Source organism: Streptomyces sp. NPDC091376, assembly GCF_044757085.1.
GTDB classification, from domain to species: Bacteria; Actinomycetota; Actinomycetes; order Streptomycetales; family Streptomycetaceae; genus Streptomyces; species Streptomyces pratisoli.
Genome location: NZ_JBIVUF010000005.1, coordinates 30,004 through 53,824, shown reverse-complemented (window position 1 = coordinate 53,824; position 23,821 = coordinate 30,004). Strand labels below are relative to the sequence as shown.

Annotated in this window: 19 protein-coding genes; 4 read left to right on the top strand and 15 right to left on the bottom strand. The window is 72.3% G+C overall.

Going from position 1 to position 23,821, the window contains the following annotated elements; translation table 11 throughout:
• Nucleotides 1-27 precede the first annotated feature (27 nt).
• Nucleotides 28-1,326: an alpha/beta fold hydrolase gene (locus ACIQMR_RS12480; protein ID WP_401385379.1), complete on the bottom strand. Its 1,299-nt coding sequence runs from the start codon at nucleotides 1,324-1,326 to the stop codon at nucleotides 28-30.
• A gap of 227 nt (nucleotides 1,327-1,553) precedes the next feature.
• Between ACIQMR_RS12480 and ACIQMR_RS12475 the strand changes: the two genes are divergently transcribed.
• Nucleotides 1,554-2,717: an ABC transporter ATP-binding protein gene (locus tag ACIQMR_RS12475; RefSeq protein ID WP_401385378.1), complete on the top strand. Its 1,164-nt coding sequence runs from the start codon at nucleotides 1,554-1,556 to the stop codon at nucleotides 2,715-2,717.
• Between the two features lie 8 nt (nucleotides 2,718-2,725).
• Here the strand turns inward: ACIQMR_RS12475 and ACIQMR_RS12470 are convergent, their stop codons facing one another.
• From ACIQMR_RS12470 to ACIQMR_RS12450, 5 genes are all read right to left on the bottom strand, one after another.
• The gene (locus ACIQMR_RS12470; protein WP_401385377.1) at nucleotides 2,726-3,679 is read right to left on the bottom strand and encodes an ABC transporter substrate-binding protein; all 954 of its coding nucleotides are present in this window, start codon (nucleotides 3,677-3,679) and stop codon (nucleotides 2,726-2,728) included.
• A complete protein-coding gene (locus tag ACIQMR_RS12465) occupies nucleotides 3,676-4,350 on the bottom strand; it encodes an ABC transporter permease (protein ID WP_401385376.1) in 675 nt (224 codons plus the stop codon). The genes ACIQMR_RS12470 and ACIQMR_RS12465 overlap by 4 nt, the downstream gene beginning before the upstream one ends.
• Complete coding sequence (locus tag ACIQMR_RS12460; protein WP_401385375.1) at nucleotides 4,347-5,036, bottom strand: ABC transporter permease; 690 nt, start codon at nucleotides 5,034-5,036, stop codon at nucleotides 4,347-4,349. Before ACIQMR_RS12460 ends, ACIQMR_RS12465 begins: the two co-directional genes overlap by 4 nt.
• 109 nt (nucleotides 5,037-5,145) lie before the next feature.
• Nucleotides 5,146-5,592 (bottom strand): hypothetical protein, encoded by a 447-nt coding sequence (locus ACIQMR_RS12455; RefSeq protein WP_401385374.1) that lies wholly within the window; start codon nucleotides 5,590-5,592, stop codon nucleotides 5,146-5,148.
• A gap of 31 nt (nucleotides 5,593-5,623) precedes the next feature.
• Entirely contained in the window at nucleotides 5,624-6,031 is a 408-nt protein-coding gene (locus ACIQMR_RS12450) for an SHOCT domain-containing protein (protein WP_401385373.1), read from the bottom strand.
• A gap of 211 nt (nucleotides 6,032-6,242) precedes the next feature.
• Here ACIQMR_RS12450 and ACIQMR_RS12445 point away from each other — a divergent pair, with 211 nt between their 5' ends.
• On the top strand, nucleotides 6,243-7,520 hold the full coding sequence (locus ACIQMR_RS12445; RefSeq protein ID WP_401385372.1) for a cation:proton antiporter: 1,278 nt from the start codon (nucleotides 6,243-6,245) through the stop codon (nucleotides 7,518-7,520).
• Nucleotides 7,521-7,615: 95 nt separating this feature from the next.
• Here the strand turns inward: ACIQMR_RS12445 and ACIQMR_RS12440 are convergent, their stop codons facing one another.
• Both ACIQMR_RS12440 and ACIQMR_RS12435 read right to left on the bottom strand, forming a co-directional pair.
• On the bottom strand, nucleotides 7,616-7,813 hold the full coding sequence (locus ACIQMR_RS12440; RefSeq protein WP_266385258.1) for a hypothetical protein: 198 nt from the start codon (nucleotides 7,811-7,813) through the stop codon (nucleotides 7,616-7,618).
• 136 nt (nucleotides 7,814-7,949) lie between these two features.
• Nucleotides 7,950-10,652, bottom strand: a complete 2,703-nt coding sequence (locus tag ACIQMR_RS12435; RefSeq protein WP_401385371.1) for a LuxR C-terminal-related transcriptional regulator — start codon at nucleotides 10,650-10,652, stop codon at nucleotides 7,950-7,952.
• 161 nt (nucleotides 10,653-10,813) lie between these two features.
• On the opposite strand from ACIQMR_RS12435, the gene ACIQMR_RS12430 reads away from it, so the two are divergent.
• Nucleotides 10,814-12,127, top strand: a complete 1,314-nt coding sequence (locus ACIQMR_RS12430; RefSeq protein WP_401385370.1) for a diacylglycerol/lipid kinase family protein — start codon at nucleotides 10,814-10,816, stop codon at nucleotides 12,125-12,127.
• 30 nt (nucleotides 12,128-12,157) lie between these two features.
• Here ACIQMR_RS12430 and meaB read toward each other — a convergent pair whose 3' ends face one another.
• The 4 genes from meaB to ACIQMR_RS12410 form a co-directional block, all read right to left on the bottom strand.
• The gene (gene meaB, locus ACIQMR_RS12425) at nucleotides 12,158-13,141 is read right to left on the bottom strand and encodes a methylmalonyl Co-A mutase-associated GTPase MeaB (protein WP_401385369.1); all 984 of its coding nucleotides are present in this window, start codon (nucleotides 13,139-13,141) and stop codon (nucleotides 12,158-12,160) included.
• 6 nt (nucleotides 13,142-13,147) lie between these two features.
• Nucleotides 13,148-15,340 (bottom strand): methylmalonyl-CoA mutase, encoded by a 2,193-nt coding sequence (gene scpA, locus ACIQMR_RS12420; RefSeq protein WP_401385368.1) that lies wholly within the window; start codon nucleotides 15,338-15,340, stop codon nucleotides 13,148-13,150.
• Nucleotides 15,337-17,190 carry a methylmalonyl-CoA mutase family protein gene (locus tag ACIQMR_RS12415; RefSeq protein WP_401385367.1) on the bottom strand — a complete coding sequence of 618 codons (1,854 nt, stop codon included), beginning with the start codon at nucleotides 17,188-17,190 and terminating at the stop codon, nucleotides 15,337-15,339. The genes scpA and ACIQMR_RS12415 overlap by 4 nt, the downstream gene beginning before the upstream one ends.
• 114 nt (nucleotides 17,191-17,304) lie before the next feature.
• Nucleotides 17,305-17,808, bottom strand: coding sequence for a hypothetical protein (locus ACIQMR_RS12410; protein ID WP_401385366.1), 504 nt, complete (start codon nucleotides 17,806-17,808; stop codon nucleotides 17,305-17,307).
• Between the two features lie 250 nt (nucleotides 17,809-18,058).
• Here ACIQMR_RS12410 and ACIQMR_RS12405 point away from each other — a divergent pair, with 250 nt between their 5' ends.
• A complete protein-coding gene (locus ACIQMR_RS12405; RefSeq protein ID WP_401385365.1) occupies nucleotides 18,059-19,009 on the top strand; it encodes a hypothetical protein in 951 nt (316 codons plus the stop codon).
• 74 nt (nucleotides 19,010-19,083) lie between these two features.
• Here ACIQMR_RS12405 and ACIQMR_RS12400 read toward each other — a convergent pair whose 3' ends face one another.
• The 3 genes from ACIQMR_RS12400 to ACIQMR_RS12390 all read right to left on the bottom strand — a co-directional run bounded on the left by ACIQMR_RS12400 (nucleotide 19,084) and on the right by ACIQMR_RS12390 (nucleotide 23,811).
• Nucleotides 19,084-21,015, bottom strand: coding sequence for a glycosyl hydrolase family 8 (locus tag ACIQMR_RS12400; protein ID WP_401385364.1), 1,932 nt, complete (start codon nucleotides 21,013-21,015; stop codon nucleotides 19,084-19,086).
• Nucleotides 21,016-21,188: 173 nt separating this feature from the next.
• Nucleotides 21,189-21,890, bottom strand: a complete 702-nt coding sequence (locus ACIQMR_RS12395; protein ID WP_401385363.1) for a hypothetical protein — start codon at nucleotides 21,888-21,890, stop codon at nucleotides 21,189-21,191.
• A 259-nt stretch (nucleotides 21,891-22,149) separates the two neighbouring features.
• Nucleotides 22,150-23,811, bottom strand: coding sequence for an alpha-L-fucosidase (locus ACIQMR_RS12390; RefSeq protein ID WP_401385362.1), 1,662 nt, complete (start codon nucleotides 23,809-23,811; stop codon nucleotides 22,150-22,152).
• Nucleotides 23,812-23,821 lie beyond the last annotated feature (10 nt).

Here is a 23,821-nt window from a genome sequence, read left to right as displayed (position 1 = left end):
TAGCCGGGGCGGTGCCGCGCGCCCGCGTCACACCTCGTCGCGGACCAGGGCGAGCAGCCGGTCGAGGACGCGGGAGCCGGAGGCACGTACACCGTCGTGCTCGTACTCGTCGGTGACCCAGGTGCGCAGTCCCCGGATGGCGCGCGCCGTCGCGAGGGAGTGGGCGGTGTCGACGTACATGTCGTCGTGGTAGACGGCCGCGGCGACCGGGACCTCGTTGGCCGCGAGGCGTTCCGTGTCGTACAGCCCGGGCCAGTCGGTGCGGGCGGCGAGCACTTCGGCGGCCTCACGCAGCGGGCGCAGTGCCGGGTCCGTCTCGAAGTGCCAGGGGTGGACGGACTCGCCGGTGAAGAGCAGCGGACCGTCGCCCGCGAGCGTCTTCTCCGCGTCGAACTGCGGGAAATCGGCCCGGACCCGCTCGGCCGCCCATGCCGTGGGCGCCTCGCCCTGGGCGTAGATCGCCTCGTGCAGCACGGCGTACAGGGGATGCGCGGCGTACGACAGTGCGGCGAGGACGCCCTGCTGGAACGTGTCGGAGAGTTCGTCGCCGTCCGCCGTGCGGACGAACGCGTTCTCCAGCAGGTAGTGCAGCTGGTGGCTGCCGTCGCCGGTGCCGAGCTGGATCCCGAGGGACTGGAATGCCTCGGGGGTGAGGACGTAGCCGCCGGGCAGGACGGTCCGCCGGCGGGCGAGGTGCTCGGCGATCCGGCGGGCGCGTTCGACGTCCTGCGGGTAGCGGGCGTAGTGGGCCTCGTTCTTGCGCTGGATGCGGGGGTACGCGGCCCGGTACACGTCCTCGGCGCGGGCGTCGAGCGCGGGCAGCCCGCCCGTGATGAGGACCGCCTTGAGGCCCTCCGGCGCGGTCGAGAGATAGTGCGTGGCGCAGAAACCGCCGAAGCTCTGGCCGAGAACCGTCCAGCGCGCCCCGCCCGTCAGCTGTGCCCGGACCGCCTCGCAGTCCCGGACGATGCTGTCGGCGCGGAAGTGGGCGAGGTAGCGGGCTTGCTCCTCGGGCCCGCCGCGCAGCGGAAGGGTCTGCCGGTTGGCGGGGGTGGACAGCCCGGTGCCGCGCTGGTCGAGCAGCAGTACGCGGAATTCCTGTACCGCACGTCCCAGCCAGGCCTGCTTGCCGGGGAAGCGCCGCGCCCCGAAGCCGGGCCCGCCCTCCAGATACACCAGCCAGGGCAGATCGGCACCGGCGCGGGTGCTGGAGACGATCTCACGGCCGTAGAGCCCGATCTGCTCCCCGGTGGGGTCGGCGTGATCGAGCGGAACGGTGAAGTGGCGGTCCGTGAGGACCAGGCCGGGCTGCCGGTAGCTGGTCAATGCGGCTCCTGCTCTCTTCCTGCTCGGTGTCCCTGGTGGTGCGTGTCCCTGGTGGTGCTCCCTCGCCAGCCCAGTGCATCACATGGGCGCGGCGGGGTCGCACCGAGGGCGGCCGCGATGAGCCGGCCGGGATCTGTCCCGGCCGTGTGGGCCCGCGTGCGTCCCGGCCCGTCCTTGCCCACCCCGGCCCGTGTGCGGCCCCGGCACCGCGCGCCTAGCGTGGAGCCATGATCCGGTTCGAGGACGTGGCCAAGGTCTACCCGGACGGGACGACCGCCGTGGACGGCCTGTCCTTCGAGGTCGGCGAGGGAGAGCTGGTCACGCTCGTCGGCCCGTCCGGCTGCGGCAAGACGACCACGATGATGATGGTCAACCGGCTGATCGAGCCCACCTCCGGTCGCATCCTCGTCGACGGCGAGGACATCTCCGGCACCGATCCGGTCAAGCTGCGCCGCCGCATCGGCTACGTCATCCAGCAGGTCGGTCTCTTCCCGCACCGGACGGTCCTCGACAACACGGCGACCGTGCCTTCCCTGATCGGCTGGCGGAAGGCGCGGGCCCGGGCCCGCGCCGCCGAGCTGCTCGATCTGGTGGGGCTGGATCCAAAGACCTACGGCTCGCGCTATCCGGCGCAGCTGTCGGGCGGCCAGCGCCAGCGCGTGGGAGTGGCCAGGGCGCTCGCGGCCGACCCGCCGGTGCTGCTGATGGACGAGCCGTTCGGCGCGGTCGACCCGGTGGTGCGGGAGCGGCTGCAGAACGAGTTCCTGAACCTCCAGGCGACAGTGCGCAAGACCGTGCTGCTCGTCACCCATGACATCGAGGAGGCGGTGCGGCTGGGCGACCGTATCGCGGTGTACGGGCAGGGCCGCATCGAACAGTTCGACACCCCGGGCGCGGTGCTCGGCACCCCGGCGACCGACTACGTGGCACGGTTCGTGGGCGCGGACCGCGGTCTGAAACGGCTGTCGGTGACCACGATCGAGGCGGACGACCTGGAGGAACCACCGGTGGCGCGCCTCGACGAGCCCGCCGCGGCGGCGGCCGGCCGGCTGCGGGCGCAGGACGCCCGCTGGGCCGTGGTGCTGAGCGCCGCGGGCGATCTGCACGGCTGGGTCTCGGCCGACTCCCTGTCCGTCGCCGGGGAACGGGGCACGGTCGGTGACCGGGCCCGTCGGATGGAGGCATGGGTCCCGCTCGGCGCCCCGCTGAAGCAGGCCTTCAGTGAGATGCTGCAGCACGACGCCGGATGGGTCGCGGTGGTCGACGGGGCACGCTTCGTCGGTGTGCTGACCCCGGCGAAGCTTCATGAGGCACTGCGCCGTTCGGTGGACGCGGAGGCGCAGGGCGTGCCGCGGGACGAGGTGGAGTTCGACTCGGTGGCCGACGCCTGAGGCCGGCTTCACCGCGGCAGCAGTCCCTTGGACTCCAGGTACTCCCTCGCGACGTCGTCGGGCAGTCTGCGCCTGATGTCCACCTCTTCGTTGAGCCGGGCGAGGTCGGCCGTCGTCAGGACGGAGTTGAGCCGGTCCAGGACCTTGGTGACGCCGGGGCCGCCCGCGCGTGCGCGGTTGACGACGGGGACGATGTGGTCGGCGTTCTGCAGCCGCTTGTCGTCCTCGAGGAGCACCAGCCCGAACTCGTCGAGGGTGGCGTCCGTGGTCGTCGTCAGGACCATCTGGTCCTGACCCGACTGCACCGCCTGCTTGGCCTGGGTGGTTCCCACGCCCTTGGGGTCGATCCCAGTGATACGGATGCCGTACGTCTTCTTCAGCCCGGGAGCGCAGTAGGGCCGCTGGACGCATTCGTCACCGGCGGCGAGGCGTACGGGCAGCCCCGATCGGCCGAGGTCGCTGAGGGTCCTCAGACCGTGGGCGCGGGCGAACCGCCCGGTGACGGCGAAGGCGTTCTGGTCGACGGCCCTGCCCGAGTCGAGGACGGTGAGCCCGCGCGCGCCGGCGAGGGAACGCAGCGCGGTCATGGTGGCGCCCAGGTCGGGCGAGCCGACGGCGGGCGCGTCGGGGCCGTGGGCCTTGGCGTTCAGCCAGTCCGCGAAGGTGGCCGCGTATTCGGGGACGACGTCGATCTGGCCGCTCTCCAGGGCGGGTTCGTAGATCTCTCGGTTGGTGACGGAGATGATCTTCGTGTGGTACCCGGCGTGTTCGAGGAGCAGTGAGTACATCCGGGCGAGCAGGTCGCTCTCGGTGAAACCGGCCGAGCCGATCGTCAGATGCCTGCTGTCGCCGGGCGAGGCGGTCACCCGGCCCTGGTCCTCCAGCGACGGCCCGGTGGTGCACGCGGCCGGCGTCAGCACGGTCACGGCGAAGAGGGCGAGGAGTGCCGGGAGCCGCCTCATGCCGCCCTCCCCCGCGCCCGTGCCGGCGCCAGCCGTTCCACGGCCACGAAGATCCCTTCCACGAGCAGCGCGAGCACGGCGACGAGCACCGCGCCGGCGACCACCTGCGGGGTCGAGGCGAGATTGAAGCCCGCGGTGATGATGCGGCCGAGCCCGCCGCCGCCGGCGAGCGCGGCGATGGTCGTGGTGGCGACGAGCTGGACGGCGGCGATCCGTACCCCGGTGAGGATCAGCGGCATCGCGAGGGGGCCTTCCACCCGGAACAGCATCTGGCTGCCGGTCATGCCCATCCCGCGGGCGGCCCTGACGACGTCCCGGTCGACCCCGCGCATGCCGACGTACGCGTTGGTCAGCAGCGGCGGCACGGCGAACAGCACGAGCGCGATGATCGTCGGCCAGTCGCCGTAGGAACCGATGGGGCTGAGCAGCAGCAGGACCAGGACCGCGAAGGTCGGCACGGCCCGGCCGACGTTGGAGACGTTCACGGCGAGCGCGCCGCCCCTGCCGAGGTGGCCGAGGACGAGGGCGACGGGCAGCGCGATCGCACAGCTGATGAGCAGGCAGACCACGGTGAGGTACAGGTGCTCGCCGAGCCGGTTCCACACCCCGTTGTCGCCGGACCAGTTGGCGGGGTCGGTGAGCCAGTCCCACGCCTGCGCGAGCGTGTTCACGCGGCGGCCCCGCGGGACTGCCGCAGCCACGGGGTGAGCAGCCGCTGGACGCCGAGGAGTACGAGGTCGGCGGCCACCGCGATGATCACGCAGAGCACCGAGGCGGTCAGCACCTGGGCCTTGAAGAAGGTGTTCATCCCGGAGTAGATGAGGTTGCCCAGCCCGCCGTACCCGACGATGGCGCCGATGGTCACGAGCGAGACGGCGGAGACCGTCGCGATCCGCAGCCCGGCCATCGCGGCGGGCAGGGCGAGCGGCATCTCCACGGTGAGCAGCAGGCGCACGGGCCCGTATCCCATGCCGCGTGCGGCCTGCCGGGTCTCCTCGGGGACGGACCGCAGCCCCGCGAGGATGTTGCGTACCAGCAGGGTGAGCGAGTAGAGGACGAGTCCGGCGATGACGAGCGACGCGGACAGCCCGTACAGCGGGAGCAGCAGCGAGAACATCGCCAGCGACGGGATCGTGTAGAGGATCGTCGTCACGCCGAGGACGGACCCGGCGGCCCAGCGCCAACGGCGGGCGGCGACGGCGAGCGGTACGGCGAGGAGCAGGCCGACGGCGACGGAGACGAAGGTCAGCTGGAGGTGCTGGAGGACCGCGTCCCAGAGGATCTCGCGGCGGGTGGAGAGGTACTCACCGCAGATCCAGTCGTTGCGTGCGAGACAGTCGTCGGGAGTCGCCGTCACCTGTCCATTGCAGCCCCGGGGCGGTGCCCGCGCGCGGCGGGCACGCCTGTTCGGGTACGGCGGTCGGTGCACGGCCCCGGCCGGGCCCGTCCGGTCAGAGGTCGTCCGGTCAGAGATCGTCCGGCCGTACGACGCACAGGGCCCAGATGACGGCGATGTAGAGCGCGATCGAGATCAGGGACCAGAGCGGGTAGTACGGCAGGGACAGGAAGTTGACGATCACCAGGATGCCCGCGAGGACGATGCCGAGGATCCGGGCCCACAGGGCGGCCTTGAAGAGGGCGAACCCCGCCACGATGGCGAGGACTCCGAAGATCAGATGGAGCCAGCCCCATGCGGTGAGGTCGAAGCGGAAGACGTAGCCTCGCGCCGCGACGAAGAGATCGTCGTGGGCGATGCCCATGATGCCCCGGAACAGATCGAGGAATCCGGCGATGATCAGTATCACCGCGGCGAAGGTCGCCAGTCCTGCGGCCAGGACCGGGTGGCCGCCCGTGGCGGGTGCCCGCTTGGTCGTCGTGCCGGTCGTGCCGGTCGTCTGGGTCGAATCGGTCATGATGTCCCCTCGTGCCGATGTTCAGCTCCTGTCAGCTCAGGAGCTTTTCCTTCGCCCGCTGGAACTCGGCCTCGCTCAGGTCACCCTTGGCCTTGAGTTCGGAGAGCCGGGCCAGCTCCTCGCCCGTGCTGGAGCCCTTGGCGGTCTGCCGGATGTAGGAGTTGAAGGCTTCCTGCTGTTGCTGCGCCTGCTGGATCTCGCGCTTGCCCATCTCCTTGCCGCGCACGATCACGTAGACCAGCACGCCGAGGAACGGGATCAGCAGCACGAACAGCAGCCAGGCCGCCTTGGCCCAGCCGCTCATGTCGTGGTCACGGAAGATGTCCATGATCACCCGGAAGAGCAGCACCAGCCACATCACCCAGAGGAAGATCCACATCACGGTCCAGAACGCGCCCAGAACCGGATAGTCGTACGCGAGGTAGACAGTGCCGTCCATCGCAGTCCTCCTGCCGTTCCCATCGGACGCCGGGCGTCCGCTCGCCGTCAGTGTGGGACGGCCCGCGCGCGGTTCCCTCACCCCGCACGGGTGAATCGGTGGCCGTGCCGGGGGCAGGCGCCGTCCCGTCGTGTCGGTGCCGGGCGGCCGTGACGGTGTGACCGACGATGAACCGGTCCGTGATGCCACAGGTCGGGTGGGTGAGGGGTACGTGAGCGGAGGGAGCGCCCTGACCGGGGTCGCGGTGGCGACGGTCACGGCCGGCTACGCGCTGGTGTCGCGGCGGATCTCCACCACGGCGCTCACCGGGCCGCTGTTGTTCACCGGCTGCGGAGTGCTCATCGGCCCTGCGGGCCTCGATCTCTTCGGTCTGGCGCACGACGCGGGCCCGGTCCTCGTCCTGGTCGAGGCGGCGCTCGCCCTGGTCCTCTTCACCGACGCCCTGCAGCTGCGTGGGAGGCAGCTGCACCGCGGACGCTTTCTGCCGCTGCGGCTGCTCCTGATCGGCCTGCCGCTGACCATCGCGGCGGGATGGCTGCTGGCCTGGCCCCTGCTGCCCGGGCTGACCTTGTGGGAACTGGCGCTCGTCGCGACGATCCTGACGCCCACCGACGCGGCGGTGTGCCGGACCGCCATCGCCTCGCCGCGGGTGCCGCCGGTCGTACGCAACGGTCTCAACGCCGAGTGCGGCGTCGGCGACGGCATCATCCTGCCGGTGTTCCTCCTCCTTCTCGCGGCGCTGCCGGGGACGGCCGCCCATGAGGAGGGCCTCGCCGGCATCTTCTGGCGTTCGCTGGTGCTCAGCGCGCTGCTCGGACTCGGCGCCGGCGCCGTGGCCGGCCGGCTGCTGCATCTGGCGCGCTCCGCCGGCTGGGTGGGCCGGGAGGGGCGCCAGCTGCTGGTCCTGGCCACCACCCTGGCGTCGTACGGGCTGGCGGTCCTCGTCGGCGGGAGCGGGTTCATCGCCGCCTGGTGCGGCGGGATCGCCTTCGCCGTGTTCCTGCGCCGTGGTTCGTCGGCGGAGGACCTGGGCGGCGACCGGAGCCACGAGTTCGCCGAGAACGTCGCCTCGCTGCTCGCGGGCATGAGTTTCCTCGTGTTCGGTGCCGTGCTGCTGGGGCCTGCGCTGGGGCACCTGGACTGGCGGACCGTCGTCTACGCGCTGCTGAGCCTGACCGTCGTACGGATGGTGCCGGTGGCGCTCGCCCTCGTCGGGAGCGGGCTGCGGCTGCCCACGGTGGCGTACGTGGGATGGTTCGGACCGCGGGGCCTGGCGTCGCTGGTCCTGGGACTGCTCGTGGTCAAGGAGTACGGACCCGAGGCGTCGCTCCCCGGCCGGGTCGTCGCCGTCACCGTGGCCCTGAGCGTGCTGCTGCACGGGGTGACGGCCGTGCGGCTGAGCGAGCGGTACGGGGCCTGGTACGCGAGGGCGTCGGAGCGGGATCCGCGGCTGCGGGAGCGTACGGCCGGCGCCGACGAAGCCGCCTGACGGCGGACGGGTTGACGGACCGGGAGCGCGGGAGCCGGGCCGCAGGCCGGGGCAGTCAGGGAGCCGGGCCGGGTCAGTCGGGGAGCCGGGCCGGGTCAGTCGGGGAGCCGGCGCAGTTCCACGACGTGCAGTCCGAGGTCCTGGAAACGGACGAGCAGCCCGTACAGGTGTGCCTCGTCGGTGACAGGACCGTACAGGACGGTCTCCTGCGGCACCGTCGCTTCGTCCAGTTCGGGAAACGCACCGGCGACGGCCGGGGACAGCTGACCGGAGACGCGGAACTCGTATCGCATGCGGACACTTCCCCGTGCGCTAGGGGCTGTGCACACATCGTCCGGTGCGGACGGCCGTCGGCACATCACCCGGATGAGGTGACCTGGTCGCCGACCTGGCGGCGGTGGCCCCGGGCACGGCCCGAGGGGCGTGGCGTCACAGGAGGCCGGCGTCCCTGGCGCGCCGCACCGCTTCGCTGCGGCGGGAGACGGACAACTTGCGGTACACGCTCTTCAGATGCGTCTTGACCGTGTTGACGGACAGGAACAGGTCCGCCGCGATCTCGTCGGTCGACATCAGCTGTGCGGCGCACCGCAGGACGTCGAGCTCCCGTCTGCTGAGGCGCTCGACCAGCAGCGGCGGCCCGGCGGGCGACGCGCCCGCGGTGCCCGGTCCGCGCCGCCCGTCCGCGGCGCCGGGACGGCCGGTGAGCCAGGCGTGCGCGTCGGCGAGTTCGGGTGTACGTGCGAGCAGATGCCGCAGCCATGGGCCGCGTTCCGTGAACGGGGCGCGCAGCTGCTGCGGGCGCGCGGTGTCCAGGGCCCTGCCGAGGAGCGCCACGGCCTGTGCGTTGTCGTCCTCTGCCGCCGCGGCCTGTGCCTCGACGAGCAGCGCCCGGACCCGCACGGCAGGGCAGACATCGCCGGCGCCGTCGCCCTCCCCGGCGCCGTCGCCCTCGCCGTGGCCGAGCGCGGCGAGCAGCCGGCGGGCCTGCTCGGTGTCCGCTGCCGCGAGATGGGCGGCCGCGGAGGCGACCGCGTGCGCGGGACCCGTCCGTGGTGCCCGGCGCAACGCGCCGAGGGCCGCGGGTGGATCGCCGCGGGCGAGGTGGACGGCGGAGCGGGCCACGGCGACGCGGCCCGCGGCCTCGCCCTCGGCGAACGGCGCGCCGCCGGCGGAGACGGGTGCGTCGTCGAGCTCGCTCAGGGCCGCCGCCGTACGCCCGTGGGCGAGTTCGAGCCGGGAGCGAAGCACCGCGGCCTCGGCGGCGCCCAGCGCGTCCCAGGCCGGTGCGCCGGACCCGACCGCCGCGCCGAGATACCGGCCGGCGCCCGTGAGGTCGCCACGGTCGCAGGCGACGACGGCGAGCGCGAGATGGCACAGTCCGGTGCGGTGGCCGACGGGGATGCCGTGCTCGTCGGCGGCCCGGAGCCCCTCCCGGGCGTGCGCCTCGGCCTCGCGCAGCATCCCGTCGACGGCCTCGGTCAGGGCAAGGGCTCCCAGGCAGTGGTGGCGGACCGTCCAGGTCTGTTCGTCCGTGGCGGCTGCCAGCGCCGCGGTGAACGCCTCCCGTGCCTCGGCGCGGCGGCCCGCGCCGAGGTGTGCGCGGGCCAGGCCGTAGCGGCGGAGCGCCTCGATCTCGGGATGCCGCGCCAGCGTGTCCCGGTCCACCTGCTCCATGAGGACGCGCACCTCACGGCCGAGGTCGGGCGTCTCCTGGGCGGGCCGACGCGTCCCGCCGTCGGTGAGGAGCCGCAGCAGTGCCCCGGTCAACCGGCTCTCGGGGGTCGCGTCACCGTTCTCGCCGGCGCCCGCGAGGTGCTTGCGGCTCGCGACGGTGTCGCCGCGGGCGAGGGCGCACGCGGCCGCGGCGAGGGCGGGTGCGGTGCCGGGCAGCCCGTCCGGCATGGTGCGGAACAGCCGTTCGAGCCGGTGGCTGTCCGGGCCGGTGAGCAGCCGTGCGGCGGCGAGCCGGTCGACGAGGAGGCCCGCCGCGTACGTCCACGCGTCCGCGGCGGCGGCGTGTTCGAGCGCGTCGGTCAGCCGGTCGTGCCGGTCGAGCCAGTGCGCCGCCTCACGGTGCAGGGGTGCGCCCAGTTCGGGGCTGCGGCTGCGCAGATGGGCGCGGAGGACCTCCGCGAACAGGGGGTGGCAGCGGTACCAGGCGGTGTCGCCGATGGGCTCGACGAACGCGTTCTCGCGGACGAGCCGGCCGAGGATCAGCTCCCCGTCGGCGCGTCCGGTGAGGGCGTCGGCGAGTTCCGGATGCACGTGGGAGAGGATGCTGGTCCGGATGAGCAGATCCTGGGTGGTGTCGGGCTGGACGGCCAGGACCTCGGCCATCAGATAGTCGGCGACGGCGTTCTGCGAGGCCGCGAAGGACTGGGCGAACTGCTCCGCGTCCTCGGTCCGTTGCATGGCAAGGGCACACAGTCGCAGGCCGGCGGCCCAGCCCTGGGTCCGCTCCGTCAGTGCGGCCACGCTTTCCCTGGAGGGCTGCAGTCCGTGGCAGCGCAGCAGCCGGTCCGTCTCGCGCGGGGTGAAGGCCAGTTCGGAGCCGCGGATCTCGCAGATACGGGCCTCCGCGCGGTAGCGGTGCAGCGGGAGCGCGGGATCGACCCGGCCGAGGAGGACGAGGCGCAGCTGCGGTCCGGCGTGGGCGAGGACGAAGTCCAGCTCCGCGGCGACGTCGTGGGCGGCCGTGTGCTCGAGCCCGTCGAGTACGAGGACGACGGGGCCGGGCAGTTCGGCCAGCGCCGAAGCGAGGCGCACGATGAGCGAGTGGTCGACGTTGTCGGCGCTGGACGGGCTGCCGACGCCGTCGGGCAACGGCACCCGGTGGTAGCGGAACGCGCCGAGGACGTAGGCCCAGAACACACCGGGTGCGTGGTCGTCGTTCTCCAGGGTGAGCCACACGACGGGGCCGGGTGCCAGGTCCTCGTTCCACCATGAGGCGGCGAGGCTGGTCTTGCCCGCGCCCGCCGGGCCGGTGACCACGGTCAGAGGGCCCTGGGTGGCCTCCGTGAGCCGGTCGAGGAGACGCTTTCGCGCCACGAAGGCAGGGGGTACGACGGGTACCGCGAACTTCGCGGCAAGCAGCGGGTCACCGCTGGGATGCAGCTGGGCGTCCTCGGCCATGCGTTCCACCGCCGTGCCGTCCGTTGTCAGCCCTCATGATCCCAGCGGCCTTCCATGATCGCCATCGGCGCGGTGACGCGCCCCCGGCGGCGCCCGGCGGGGAGGCGCGCCGCCCCGTGCGGTTGTGCAATGGCGGTAGGAAGGTCAGGACCGGAGGTGTCATGAACGGCGTCGGCGCGAAGGCACACACGGTCCGTATCCAGCGCTGGTGCGCGCGGCTGGCGATCCTGGCGGCCGCCGCGGTGGTGGTTCTGCTGGTCGCTTCCGGGCTCGGGGGCCTCGCGCTGGTGGTGCAGGTGGTCGCCGGGACCGTCGTGAGCGCCGCGGGGCTGTGGTGGGCGCTGACCCGGCGGGGAGCGGTGCGCGTCTGCGCAGCGGTCCTGGCGGTGGCCGCCCCGGTGGTGGTGATCCTGCTGCAGATCCGCTCGGGAATGCTGTGGCTGCTGGTGCTGTGCCTCTTCCTGGGAACGGTCGCGGTGGGCTCCGGCTGGGAGGCGCTGGCCGTCGACGCCAGGCGGACGACTCAGCCCGTGGTCGCGGCGAGACGGGCCGCACGGCCGTTCCTGATCATGAATCCCCGTTCCGGCGGGGGCAAGGTGGAGCGCTTCGGACTGCGGGAGAAGGCGGAGGGCGCGGGGGCGCGGGTGTTCATGCTGGATCCGGACCGTCCGAGCGATGTCGCGGCGCTCGCCCGCGAGGCCGTCGCCGAGGGTGCGGATCTGCTCGGGGTGGCCGGAGGGGACGGCACCCAGGCGCTGGTCGCCGGGGTCGCCGCGGAGCACGGGGTCCCGTTCCTGGTGGTCCCGGCCGGGACCCGGAACCACTTCGCCCTCGATCTCGGGCTCGACCGGGAGGATCCCTCGGCGGCGCTGGACGCCCTGACCGACGGGGTCGAACTGACGGTCGATCTCGGGGTCATCGGTGACCGGGTCTTCGTCAACAACGCGTCGTTCGGGGCCTACGCACTGGTCGTGCAGAGCGACGCGTACCGCGACGACAAGGTCGGCACCGTCCTTCAGCTGTTCCCTGACGTGCTGACGCACCGAGCAGGGCCGCGGCTGACCGTGCGGGCGGCGGATGTCACGATCGGCTCACCGCAGGCCGTGCTGGTGAGCAACAACCCCTACCGGGCTGGTGACCGGGCGTCGGTCGCGCGCCGGGACCGTCTGGACAGGGGCGTCCTGGGCATCGTGGGTGTCACCGTGGACAGCGCCGCGCAGGCGGCGGACCTGCTGCGCGGCGAGCGCTCGCCCGGCTTCACGCTGCTCACCGCCCGCGAGGTCGTCGTGGACGCCGACGCGCCGGAGGTGCAGGTGGGCGTGGACGGCGAGGCGCTCACCCTGCCCGTACCCGTACGCTGCACCGTCCGGCCGCGGGCGCTGCGGGTGCGGGTGCCGCGCCACCGGCCCGGGGTGCCGCGCTCCCGTCCTCGGCTGAGCTGGCGCCGGCTGGCGATGCTGGCACTCGCGCGCTGACGCGGGCCCCCCGCGCCTCCCGGTGCGTCGTCAGCCGTCGCGGCCGAACGCCTCCAGGATGCGTTCGGCGGCGAGCGCGGCGGTCAGCGCGCCGTCACGCACCTGCTGTTCGAGGCCGGGGCCGAGCGCGCGTACGGCGGGATGGGCACGCAGCCGCCCAAGGAGTTCGTCCTGGACCATCGCCCAGGCCCATTCGACCTGCTGGTCACGGCGCTTGGCGGCGAGCCTGCCGCCCGCGTCGAGCAGGGCGCGGTGCTGCTCCAGGCGGTCCCAGACGGTGTCGAGTCCGCTGGACTCCCGGGCACTGCAGCTCAGCACGGGCGGGGTCCAGGCCGCATCCGCCGGGGTCATCAGCCGCAGCGCGCCCGCGAGTTCACGGGCGGCAGCGCGTGCGTCGCGCTCGTGCGGGCCGTCGGCCTTGTTGACCGCGATGACGTCGGCCAGTTCCAGGACGCCCTTCTTGATGCCCTGGAGCTGGTCGCCGGTGCGGGCGAGGGTGAGCAGCAGGAACGAGTCGACCATGCCCGCGACGGCCGTCTCGGACTGGCCGACGCCGACGGTCTCCACCAGGACGACGTCGTGACCGGCCGCCTCCATCACGACCATGGACTCGCGCGTCGCCTTCGCCACGCCGCCGAGGGTGCCCGCCGACGGCGAGGGCCGCACGAAGGCCGACGGGTCCACCGCGAGGCGCTCCATCCTCGTCTTGTCGCCGAGGATGGAGCCGCCGGTGCGGCTGGAGGACGGGTCGACGGCGAGCACCGCCACCCGGTGGCCGAGCCCGGTCAGCATGGTGCCGAAGGCGTCGATGAAGGTGGACTTGCCCACCCCGGGCACCCCGCTGATCCCGATCCGCCGTGCGTCGCCGCTGTGCGGAAGCAACTCCGTCAGGAGCCGCTGGGCCAGGGCCCGGTGGTCGGGGCGGGTGGACTCGACGAGGGTGATGGCGCGGGCGACGTAGGCCCGCTTCCCGTCGAGTACGCCCTTCACGTAGCTGTCGAGGTCGATGGCCATCCGCGGCTACAGCCCGTCGTGGCCCAGCGCCGCGGCGAGGCGCTCGACCAGGTCGTGGGCGGCGTCGGGGATGACGGTGCCGGGCGGGAAGACCGCCGCGGCGCCCATCTCCAGCAGGGTGGGCACGTCCTGAGGCGGGATCACCCCGCCCACGACGATCATGATGTCGTCGCGGCCCTCCTCCGCGAGCTGCTCGCGCAGCGCCGGGACGAGGGTCAGATGGCCTGCCGCGAGCGAGGAGACGCCGACGACGTGCACGTCCGCCTCCACCGCCTGCCGGGCCACCTCGGCCGGCGTCTGGAACAGCGGGCCGACGTCCACGTCGAAGCCGAGGTCGGCGAAGGCGGTGGCGATGACCTTCTGGCCGCGGTCGTGACCGTCCTGGCCCATCTTGGCGACGAGGATGCGCGGACGGCGGCCCTCGGCCTCCTCGAAGCGCTCCACCAGGCCCCTGGTGCGTTCCACGGACGGCGACTCCCCTGCCTCGTTGCGGTACACGCCGGAGATCGTACGGATCTGGCTCGCGTGCCGGCCGTACACCTTCTCCAGGGCGTCCGAGATCTCGCCGACGGTGGCCTTGGCCCGGGCCGCGTTCACCGCGAGCTCCAGCAGGTTGCCCGTTCCCTCCGCGCCCGCGGTCAGCGCGCGCAGTGCGTCCTGGCAGGCGTTCTCGTCGCGTTCCTCGCGCAGCCTGCGCAGCTTCGCGATCTGCTGGGCGCGCACCGAGGAGTTGTCGACCTTGAGGACGTCGATCTGCTCGTCGCTGGCGACCCGGTACTTGTTGACGCCGATGACGGGCTGCCGTCCGGAGTCGATACGGGCCTGGGTGCGGGCGGCGGCCTCCTCCACGCGCAGCTTGGGGATGCCGGCGTCGATGGCCTGGGCCATGCCGCCGGCCGCCTCGACCTCCTGGATGTGCTGCCACGCCTTGCGGGCGAGGTCGTACGTGAGCTTCTCGACGTACGCGCTGCCGCCCCACGGGTCGATGACCCGGCAGGTGCCCGACTCCTGCTGGAGCAGGAGCTGGGTGTTGCGGGCGATGCGCGCGGAGAAGTCCGTCGGCAGGGCGAGCGCCTCGTCGAGGGCGTTGGTGTGCAGCGACTGGGTGTGGCCCTGGGTCGCGGCCATCGCCTCCACGCAGGTGCGTGTGACGTTGTTGAAGACGTCCTGCGCGGTGAGCGACCAGCCGGAGGTCTGCGAATGGGTGCGCAGCGACAGCGACTTGGCGTTCTTCGGGTCGAACTGCCGGACCAGCTTGGCCCACAGCAGCCGGGCCGCACGCATCTTGGCGATCTCCATGAAGAAGTTCATGCCGATCGCCCAGAAGAACGACAGCCGGGGCGCGAAGGCGTCCACGTCCAGGCCCGCGTCCCGCCCGGCCCGCAGGTACTCCACACCGTCGGCGAGCGTGTACGCCAGCTCCAGGTCGGCCGTCGCACCGGCCTCCTGGATGTGGTAGCCGGAGATGGAGATGGAGTTGTAGCGCGGCATCTTCTGCGAGGTGAAGGCGAAGATGTCGGAGATGATCCGCATCGAGGGGCTCGGCGGATAGATGTAGGTGTTGCGGACCATGAACTCCTTGAGGATGTCGTTCTGGATGGTCCCGGCCAGCTTCTCCGGCGGTACGCCCTGTTCCTCCGCCGCCACGATGTACAGCGCGAGCACGGGCAGCACGGCGCCGTTCATCGTCATCGACACGGTCATCCGGTCCAGCGGGATGCCGTCGAAGAGCTGCCGCATGTCGTAGATGGAGTCGATGGCGACGCCCGCCATGCCGACGTCGCCGGTGACGCGCGGGTGGTCGCTGTCGTAGCCGCGGTGGGTGGGCAGGTCGAAGGCGACCGACAGGCCCTTCTGTCCGGCGGCGAGGTTGCGCCGGTAGAAGGCGTTGGACTCCTCGGCGGTGGAGAAGCCCGCGTACTGGCGGATCGTCCACGGCTGGTTGACGTACATCGTCGGGTAGGGGCCGCGCAGATACGGGGCCACACCCGGGTAGGTGCCGAGGAAGTCGAGGCCCTCCGTGTCACGGCCGGTGTAGAGGGGTTTGACGCCGATGCCTTCCGGGGTCTCCCACAGCAGGTCGTCGACGCTGCTTCCGGTCGACTCCTTCACGGCGGCGCGCCACTGCTCCTCCGTCGCCCCGGCGGGCTCGCCGCCCGTGCCGAGTGCGACCTCGGAGAAGTCGGGGATCTGCGTCACGGGGCCACTCCCATGCGGTCGAGGACGGAGGACAGGACGCTCACGGCGTCGCAGCCCGCGAAGACGTAGGTGTCGACGCCGGGGTGCTCGCCGGGCCTGCCGGCGAGGAAGACCTGCTGGGCACCGGCCGCCCTGAGGGCCTTGGCGACCTCCTCGGCGTGCTCCTCGTACAGCGCGTCGCTGGAGCAGAGGCAGGCGACGGTCGCGCCGCTGCGGGCGAAGGCGTCGGCCGCGGTGACCGCGTCCACGGTGACCGGGTCGTGCACCGGCTCGACCCCGCCCGCCTGGAAGAGGTTCGAGGCGAACGCGACGCGTGCCGTGTGGGCCGAGACGGGGCCGAGGGCGGCGAGGAAGACACGCGGACGGGCGCCGGTGGCGGCCAGGTGCGCGTCGGAGCGGGCACGCAGCGCCTCGTAGTCCTCGTCGCGGCGGACGCGCGGCAGTCCGCCGTCGTGCCGCGGCGCCTCGGGGGCGGGCTCACGCTCGACGGGCTTCTCGGCCAGATGGGGGAACTCGCTGACGCCGGTGACGGGTTCACGGCGCCCCGCGAGCCTTCGCTTGCGCTCCTGCCAGGTGGCGGCGAGCCGGTCACCGACCAGTCCGGAGCGCAGTGCCTGCTCCTGGCCGCCCGCTCGCTCCAGTTCCTGGAAGAACGCCCAGGCGGAGTGGGCGAGTTCGTCGGTCAGCCGCTCCACGTACCAGGAGCCGCCGGCGGGGTCGGCGACCCGGCCCAGATGCGACTCCTCCAGCAGGATCGAGGAGGTGTTGCGCGCGATGCGGCGGGCGAAGGCGTCCGGGAGGCCCAGTTCGTGGTCGAAGGGCAGCACGGTCACGGCGTCGGCCCCGCCGACGCCCGCGCCGAGGCAGGCGATCGTGGTGCGCAGCATGTTCACGTACGGGTCGCGCCGGGTCATCATCACCGACGAGGTCACGGCGTGCTGGCGCTGCGCTCCGGCGTCCCCGGCGCCGGCACCGGACACCTCGGCGACCCGGGCCCACAGCCGGCGCGCCGCCCGCAGTTTGGCGACGGTGAGGAACTGGTCGGCGGTCGCCGCGTACCGGAACTCCAGCTGCCGGCAGGCGGCCTCGACCGTGAGTCCTGCCGCGGTCAGGGTGCGCAGACAAGCGACTCCGGTCGCGAGCGAGACGCCCAGTTCCTGGGCGGCGGAGGCTCCGGCCTCGTGGTACGGCAGCGCGTCCACGGTCAGCGCGCGCAGTCCCGGGTACTCCTCGTGGCACAGTCCGGCCAGCTCGACGGCGGTGGCCGTGTCGGCGGGTCGACCGGTACGGGCGGCGAGTCCCAGGGGGTCCGCGCCGAGGTTGCCGCGCGCGGCGTCACGGGAGACGCCGCGTTCGTCGTAGAGGCGCAGCAGTTCGCGGGCGGCGGCTCCGGTCTCCTCACCCGCGTCGAGCACGACGGGTGCCAGGTCGAGGTAGACGCCGTCCAGGGCCTGGGCGAGGCCCGTCACCGGGATCCCGGTCCCGCCCACCGCGAGCCACACCGAGGTGACACCGTTCTCCAGGTCCGCGAGCAGGGCCTCGTTGGTGCGGGCGGGTTCCGGTCGCTCGTGCCGCTGGCGTACGTCCCAGCCGCCGACGGGCCGGCTGCCGCGTACATACGGGGCGAAGCCCGGATATCCGGCGTCGGGGGCGGAGTCCCGCGCGGTGTAGAGGGGGCTCGCCACGAGCCCGTCGTCCAGTGCTGTCGCCAGCGCCTCTTCGGCCGCCGCACCCGACACGTCCTTGCCCGATTTGCGCAGCACACCCTCGACAAGGCGCTGCCACTGCTCATGGGTGGCGTCAGGGAACTCGGCGGCGAGCGTAAGCCCGTCATCAGGCAGAACCGTCATGCTCGGATGCTAGGCCAGTCGTACGGATGAGCAGCAGAGGCGACGGCTGTGACCTTCCTCGCTGGTGAGGGGGCCGCGGCAGGTACCCACGCCCGGATTCAACGCATATGACACTCAATGGCCTGCCAGGATCTTCACGGCCACGACCCCGACGCCGATCACGGTGTCGACCAGGCCCGAGATCAGGGCGCTCAGCGGACCGTTGCCCATGCGCAGTCCGGTCCGCCAGCCCCACAGGAACAGGGTGGCCACTTCCACCCCGGCACTGATCAGCAGTGCGGTCTCCAGTTCCAGGGCGCCGAGCGCCGAGACACCGATCAGCACCAGCGGTCCCACAGCCGTGAGGAGCAGCGGGCTGGAGACGTGCAGGGCCGTGCGGATCTCCGCCCAGGTCGCGCTGCGCCGGGTCAGCGCCCGGTGGGACTGCTCGTCGGCGACCAGCGTGGCCAGCCAGACCCCGAGCGCCGTCACCGCGACGGTGAGTGCCGATTCGAGGTGCTCGGGATGGTCCGTCTCGGAGAGGGCCACGACGACGGCGGTCAGGGTGATGGTCGCGTAGATGCGTTCCTTGAGCCGTGCGGCGGCGATGTCACCCGCGCGGGCAGCGGTGACCGCCATGTCCTGAGTCGTTCTCGCGTCCTGCCGCCCCGAAGCCACCACGCACCACCCGCACCTTCCGATGGCACACCGTAGAGGCCGGTGCGGTGTTCGCCGCCCACGCACCGCGCGAGTTCGGCCGCTCGGGTGAACTGGCGACGACCGGTGGGTCCGTGGCGGGAGGGGCGTGGGTGAACACTCACCACGTCCGGTGCCGCCTCGGCGAACCGCCCTCCAGGATACGGATCGTCCCCGCATCCCGGAGGTGTCCATGTCACGCTGGAGAACCGCTCTCACGACGGTGTCCGCTGCCGCCCTCGCCGCTGTGCTCCTCGCACCGGCGCCCGCACACGCCGCGCCCGGCGATCCCGAACTCGCCTACCGCTGGGCGCCCGTTCACTACCAGGACAGCTCATCGTCGAACTACCGGGCGGACTATCTCGCCCCCGTCGACTATGACGGCAACTGGAACGCGCTCGACAACTGGGACAACCTCGATGCCCAGGCCGGCGGGCTCAAGGGCACGGTCTACTACGCGGTGTCCGAGACCAGCACCCACTGGTACCTGACGTACGCCTTCTTCCACCCCCGGGACTGGAAGGACTCCCCGCTGAACGTGTTCTCGCACGAGAACGACATGGAGGGGCAGTTGGAGGTCGTGCGCAAGGACGGCAGCGAGTACGGCAAGCTGGAGGCCGTCGTCACGCTCGCCCACGACAACTTCTACTCCTACACGCCGCCGGGCAGCCCCTTCACCGACGGCCAGGAGAACATCGACGCCACCCTGGTGATGCAGAGCTTCGACGGGAGCGAGCACCCGACGAGCTTCCAGGAGGCCCGCGGTCACGGGGCCTACGCCTGGGACGGGGCCCAGTTCCCGGGCGGCGACGGCATCGTCTACCGCCCGAGCCGCGGCGCGGGCGCCGTACCGGCGGGCGGCAACGACCGCAACGCGACGTACGGGCTCGTCGACCTGGCCGGCGCCGGCAGCCTGTGGGAACGGCGGAGCAACGCCGAGACCTACGCGTCCTGGGGCACGTTCCGCGGCGACAACGGCAAGGACGACGCGGCGCACGCGCCGTGGGCCTGGGACGACGGCAACGACGGCAGCGCGCTCCAGGCGGGGGCGATCGTCACCGATCCGGCGCTGCTGGTGTCCACGTACTTCGACGACACCGGTGAACTGGACCTGACGTATCTGCGCAACCCGTTCCGCTCCTGACGGCCGGAAGCCCGGCTCCCGCCGTACGGCGGGAGCCGGGCGACCACGGGGCCCGGGCGGTCCTTGCCCGCCGGTCAGGCGAGCCAGTGGTTGCCGGTGACGGCGATCATCACCTGGAGCTGGATGCTGGAGCCGTAGTAGCTGCCCGCGTCGAGCGGGGTCGCGTTGAGCTTGTTCCACAGGGCGTCCAGCCACGCCTGGCTGCCCGCGTCGGTGGCGGCGGCCACGGCGAAGGGAGCGATGAAGGCGACGGAGGAGCCGGACGTGGTGACGGTGCCGTCGAGCCGGTAGCCCTGCCGGATGTTGTCGGGGTTGCCGCCGGTCGACTGCTTGATCCACGTGTTCATCTTGCGGACGGCGGCGAGCGAACGGCTGTCACCGCTCGTCAGCGCGTCCACACCGATGCGCCACGGGTCGCGGCAGGCGTTCCAGTTGTAGGTGCCGTCGAGCGGTGATTCCAGCACCTGGCCGGCCGGGGGCCTGGGGCTGGTGGTGGTGTTCTCCACGAAGTCCGGGAGCAGGCCGGTGGACGGGGCGTACTGGGACTGGAGATGGGCGATGAGGGTCTGGTGCTTGTCCCGGACGGTGTCCCAGGAGGCGTCTCCGGTGGCCTTTCTGAAGGCGCGGAAGTGCCCGGGCAGCCAGTCGGAGGTGCGGCTGATGGCGTCGTAGCCGCCGGAGGACCAGTCGCCCAGGTTGGTCAGGCCGGTGGCGGAGACGATCTCGCTGCGCTTGATGGCGTTGATGCGCTTCACCGCGAGCGCCTTGTAGTCGTAGGTGCCCGTGGTGCTGCCCCACTGCTTGTCGGCGAGCAGCAGCGCGTAGGCGATCTCCAGGTCGCCGTCGGTGGCGGAGTCACCGCCGTTGACGCTCTGGCAGCTGCTGTTCTGTTCGGCGGCGTGCAGATCGGGGTCGATGGCCGAGGGGTGGTCGAGGACGTACTTCAGCACGCGGTCGAACGAGGTGCGTGCGTCCGGGTCGGCGCCCGCCATCGTGGCCAGGATGGTCAGACCGTAGCCCTGGCCCTCGGCGACATAGGGGTGGTCGGCGTCGGGCGAGGCGATGGCCGACCAGCCGTTGCCGCAGTTCGATCTGAGGAAGGCGTTCTTCCACTGCTGGTAGTACGCCACGACCTTGGAGTCGTTGGCCGCCTGGTTTCCGGAGACCTTGATGGTGCCCACGGCGTACGGGAACGAGTGACTCCCGAAGGGCACGTTGACGCCGGGTGTGACCGGGCCGGCGTCGGTCGTGACGTTCACCGGGGCGGACGCCCCGCTGGTGTTGCCCGCGGCGTCGCGGGCCCGGACCGTGAACGTGTAGGCGGTGGAGGCGGCCAGGCCGCCGACGGTGGCACTCGTACCGGACACGGTGGCCGCCAGGGACGAACCCCGGTAGACGTCGTAGCCGGTGACGGCGGTGTTGTCGGTGGCGGCGTCCCAGGCGAGGCTCACGCTGCCGGCGGTCTTCGCCGTGGAGCGGGGGTTCGCGGGAACGGACGGCGGCTGGGTGTCGCCGACCGGGCCACCGGGCCCGTCCAGGGAGATGTCGTCGGCGTAATAGGTGCCTTGCCCGTACCAGCCGTTGAGGTGGATCTCGGCGCTGGTCTGCGTGGAGCCGGTCGTGAAGGACACGCTGAGCTTCGTGTACGCGGCCGCCGACGGCGTCCAGACGGATGGTCCGCCGGTGACACCGAGGTAGACGTAGTTGCCGCGCACCCAGCCGGAGAGGGTGTACGCGGTGTTCGGCTGGACGGACACGGTCTGGGTGCATCGGGCGTTGTCGCTCGAACCGGCGGCGCCGGCCAGCGCCTTGGTACCGGCGTGCACGGGCGAGCCGACCACGGAGCCCAGCCCGCCGGTGCACGACCAGCCGGACAGCGAGCCGGTCTCGAAACCGGGATTGAGCAGCAGATTGGCGGCCTGGGCGGAGCCGGGTGCGACGAGCACCGCGGCGGCTGCCGTCAGTGCCGCGCCTGCCGCGCCGAGCAGACGGGAACGGAAACGCACAGGGGCCTCCCGATGAGGGGGACGGAGGGGGGACGGAGACCGTGAGGGGCGATGGCACCACAGCTTCGTGAACGAGCCGACGCACCGTCAAGAGGTTGGTTAGGAAACTTTCCTAACGCTCGCGCGAACGGCCGTCCGGCCGGAAGTCCGGCACTCCGTCGCGGCTTTCCGCGTCAGAGCGTGCGGCGCACTCCCGCCTGGCGCTCCAGGTCGCGCAACTGGTCCGCGAGGTCGCCCTCGACGGCCGTGTGGGCCTGCCCGTGCCGTCCGACGGGGAGGATCTCCTTGCCGCGCAGTTCCTCCAGCATGAGCGCGTACGCCGTGTACATCGCGACGACCGCGAGCACCAGACCGATCGAGCCGGCCACCCGACCGAGCCATGCGGCCTGGACGATTCCGTACGCGCCCGAGAAGGCGAACCAGGGTGTCGCGACGACCAGGACCAGCCACACGGCCCGGCGGCGGCCCATGACCGTGACCATGAGAACGGCGAAGACGGCGAAGACCAGATTGAGCACGCCGAGGACGACCGGCCCGCCCGGTGGAGCCGCCGACAGCACGAGGGAGTTGGCGAGCCAGTGACCGGCGAAGCTGGCCATCACGGTGGCGGCGATGACGTCCCTCGCGCCCAGCGCGAAGACGCTCACGAGGAGTTGCAGCAAGAAGGCGGGCACGATGGTCAGCGCGACCGCCCGGCGGTCGCCCGGGTCGAACACGCCGAGCTGGAGACAGGCGGTGATCGTCGAGGCGATCGCCACGGTGTAGAAGCCGAGCGGCATCGGCGACGCGATCGGCCGCAGGGTGATCCGGGTCAGGTTCCGCAGACCGGGGTCGTGCGACCGTTCGTGCCCCCTGTCCGGCAGTGGGGAGCTCATCGCCGTGCCGCCCTCCGTTCCGGCCGCCCGCCCGGCGGCCGGGGTCCAGTGTGGTCCTTCGTTCCCACGATGATCCGTACCGGACGGCGCCCGGCATTCCGCGTGTCGCCGGGTACCGGCGCCACCCGCCGCCACTCGTCGAGTCGAGTTCACGGGCTGCCCGCGGGCCACTCCCTGACCGGCCACCTCCCTGACGGGCCGCGACGCGGACACACCGTGGGTGCCGGCCACGATCGCCGGCCGGCACCCACGGTGGCACTCAGACGCGCGAGCGGTGGAGCTCGAACGCGGCGATCCGGGCGGCGCTGCGGGAGCCGTCGATCCGCAGCCGCCACTGACGGGCCGTCACCGGAGCGGGCAGCACGAGGATCCGGCTCGCGCCGATGGTGCCGACGGCGGCGATCCGTTCCCAGCCGTCCGCGGTGCGCGCCTCCACGACCGCCGACTCGACCTGCTGGCCGTGCCGTACGTCCTCCGCGAGGCGTATCCGGTCCACGGCCCGCTCACGGCCGAGGTCGACGGTGAGCGTCCCCCGGGACGGCGCGGGAGCGGTCCACGCCGTGTCCGGGTCGCCGTCGACGGCTCGGGCGGTCCTGCTGCCGTCACCCCAGGTCCGCCGTCCCTCGGCCAGGTCCTCGGGCAGCTCGCGCCCGGTGCGCTCGCGGAACTCGCGCAGGACCGTGACGTCCGCGTCGGGCAGCCTTCCCTGCTGGTCCGGTGGGATGTTCAGCAGGAGCACGGAGTTCCTGCCGACGGAGCGGAACCAGATGTCCGTCAGCTGCTCCACCGTCTTGGGCTGCTGGTCGGCGTGGTAGAACCAGCCGGGCCTGATGGACACATCGCATTCGGCGGGCCACCACTGCACGTACTGGGCGATCGGCTGCGCCTCCAGCAGCGCCTCGCGGCTGCCCTGGTCGGCGGCTTCGTAGTGGAGCGCGTAGTCGGTGCGGCCGTAGTCCTTCTCCTTGACCGGGACGACGCTCCACTCGTCCTCCCGCGCGAGTCCCCCTTCGCTCCCGACCCAGCGGACGTCGGGGCCCGACACGGCGATGGAGGCATCCGGCGCGAGGGTGCGGATCAGCTCGTACCAGCTGTCCCAGTCGTAGCGTTCCACCTTGTCCGGCGGGATACGGCCCTGGGCCCCGTCGAACCACACCTCGTCGACGGGTCCGTACTCGGTGAGCACCTCGTAGAGCTGGTTGAGCATATGGGCGCCGTAGTCGGTGGCCTCGAGCTCGAAGGTGCGCAGGTCCTTGCCCGCCCGCTCGTCGCCGTCGGTGAGGGCGGGGACGGTGTGGGTGGTGCGGGCGCTGCCGTTGGCGTACACACCGTGGAGGTACTGGTTCTCGTCGGCCGGGGAGACGTAGACGCCGACCTTGATGCCGTGCCGCCGCATGGAGTCGGCGAAGGAGCGCAGTACGTCGCCGCGGCCGTCCTCCCAGGTGCTGGAGACGACGCTGTGGCGGGTGTAGCGGGAGGGGTAGAGCACGAAGCCGTCGTGGTGCTTGACGGTGAGGATGGCGAGCGTGAAGCCGCCGTCGCGCAGCGCCCTGGCCCACTGGTCGGTGTCCAGGCCGACCGGCTGGAAGACGTCCGGGTCCTCGTCGCCGGTCCCCCATTCGAGTCCGGTGAAGGTGTTGACACCGAAGTGGAGGAACGCGGTCCGCTCCAGGCGCTGCCACGCGATCTGCCGCTCGGTGGGACGGACCCGGGCGGCCTTGGCGACCAGTTGCCCGGGGGTGTCCCCGGCGCTGACGGGGATGCGGTAGTACGGCTCCACGGGTGCCGCCGCCCCCTGGGCGGCGTTCGCCGGGGTCGCGTGCGCCGCCGTGGGTGCGGGGGTCGCGTGCGCGGCCGTGAGGGCGTACGAGGTGCTCGACGCGGTGACGGCGCCGACGAAGAGGCGTCTGCTGATGGCCATGTGCGGAGGA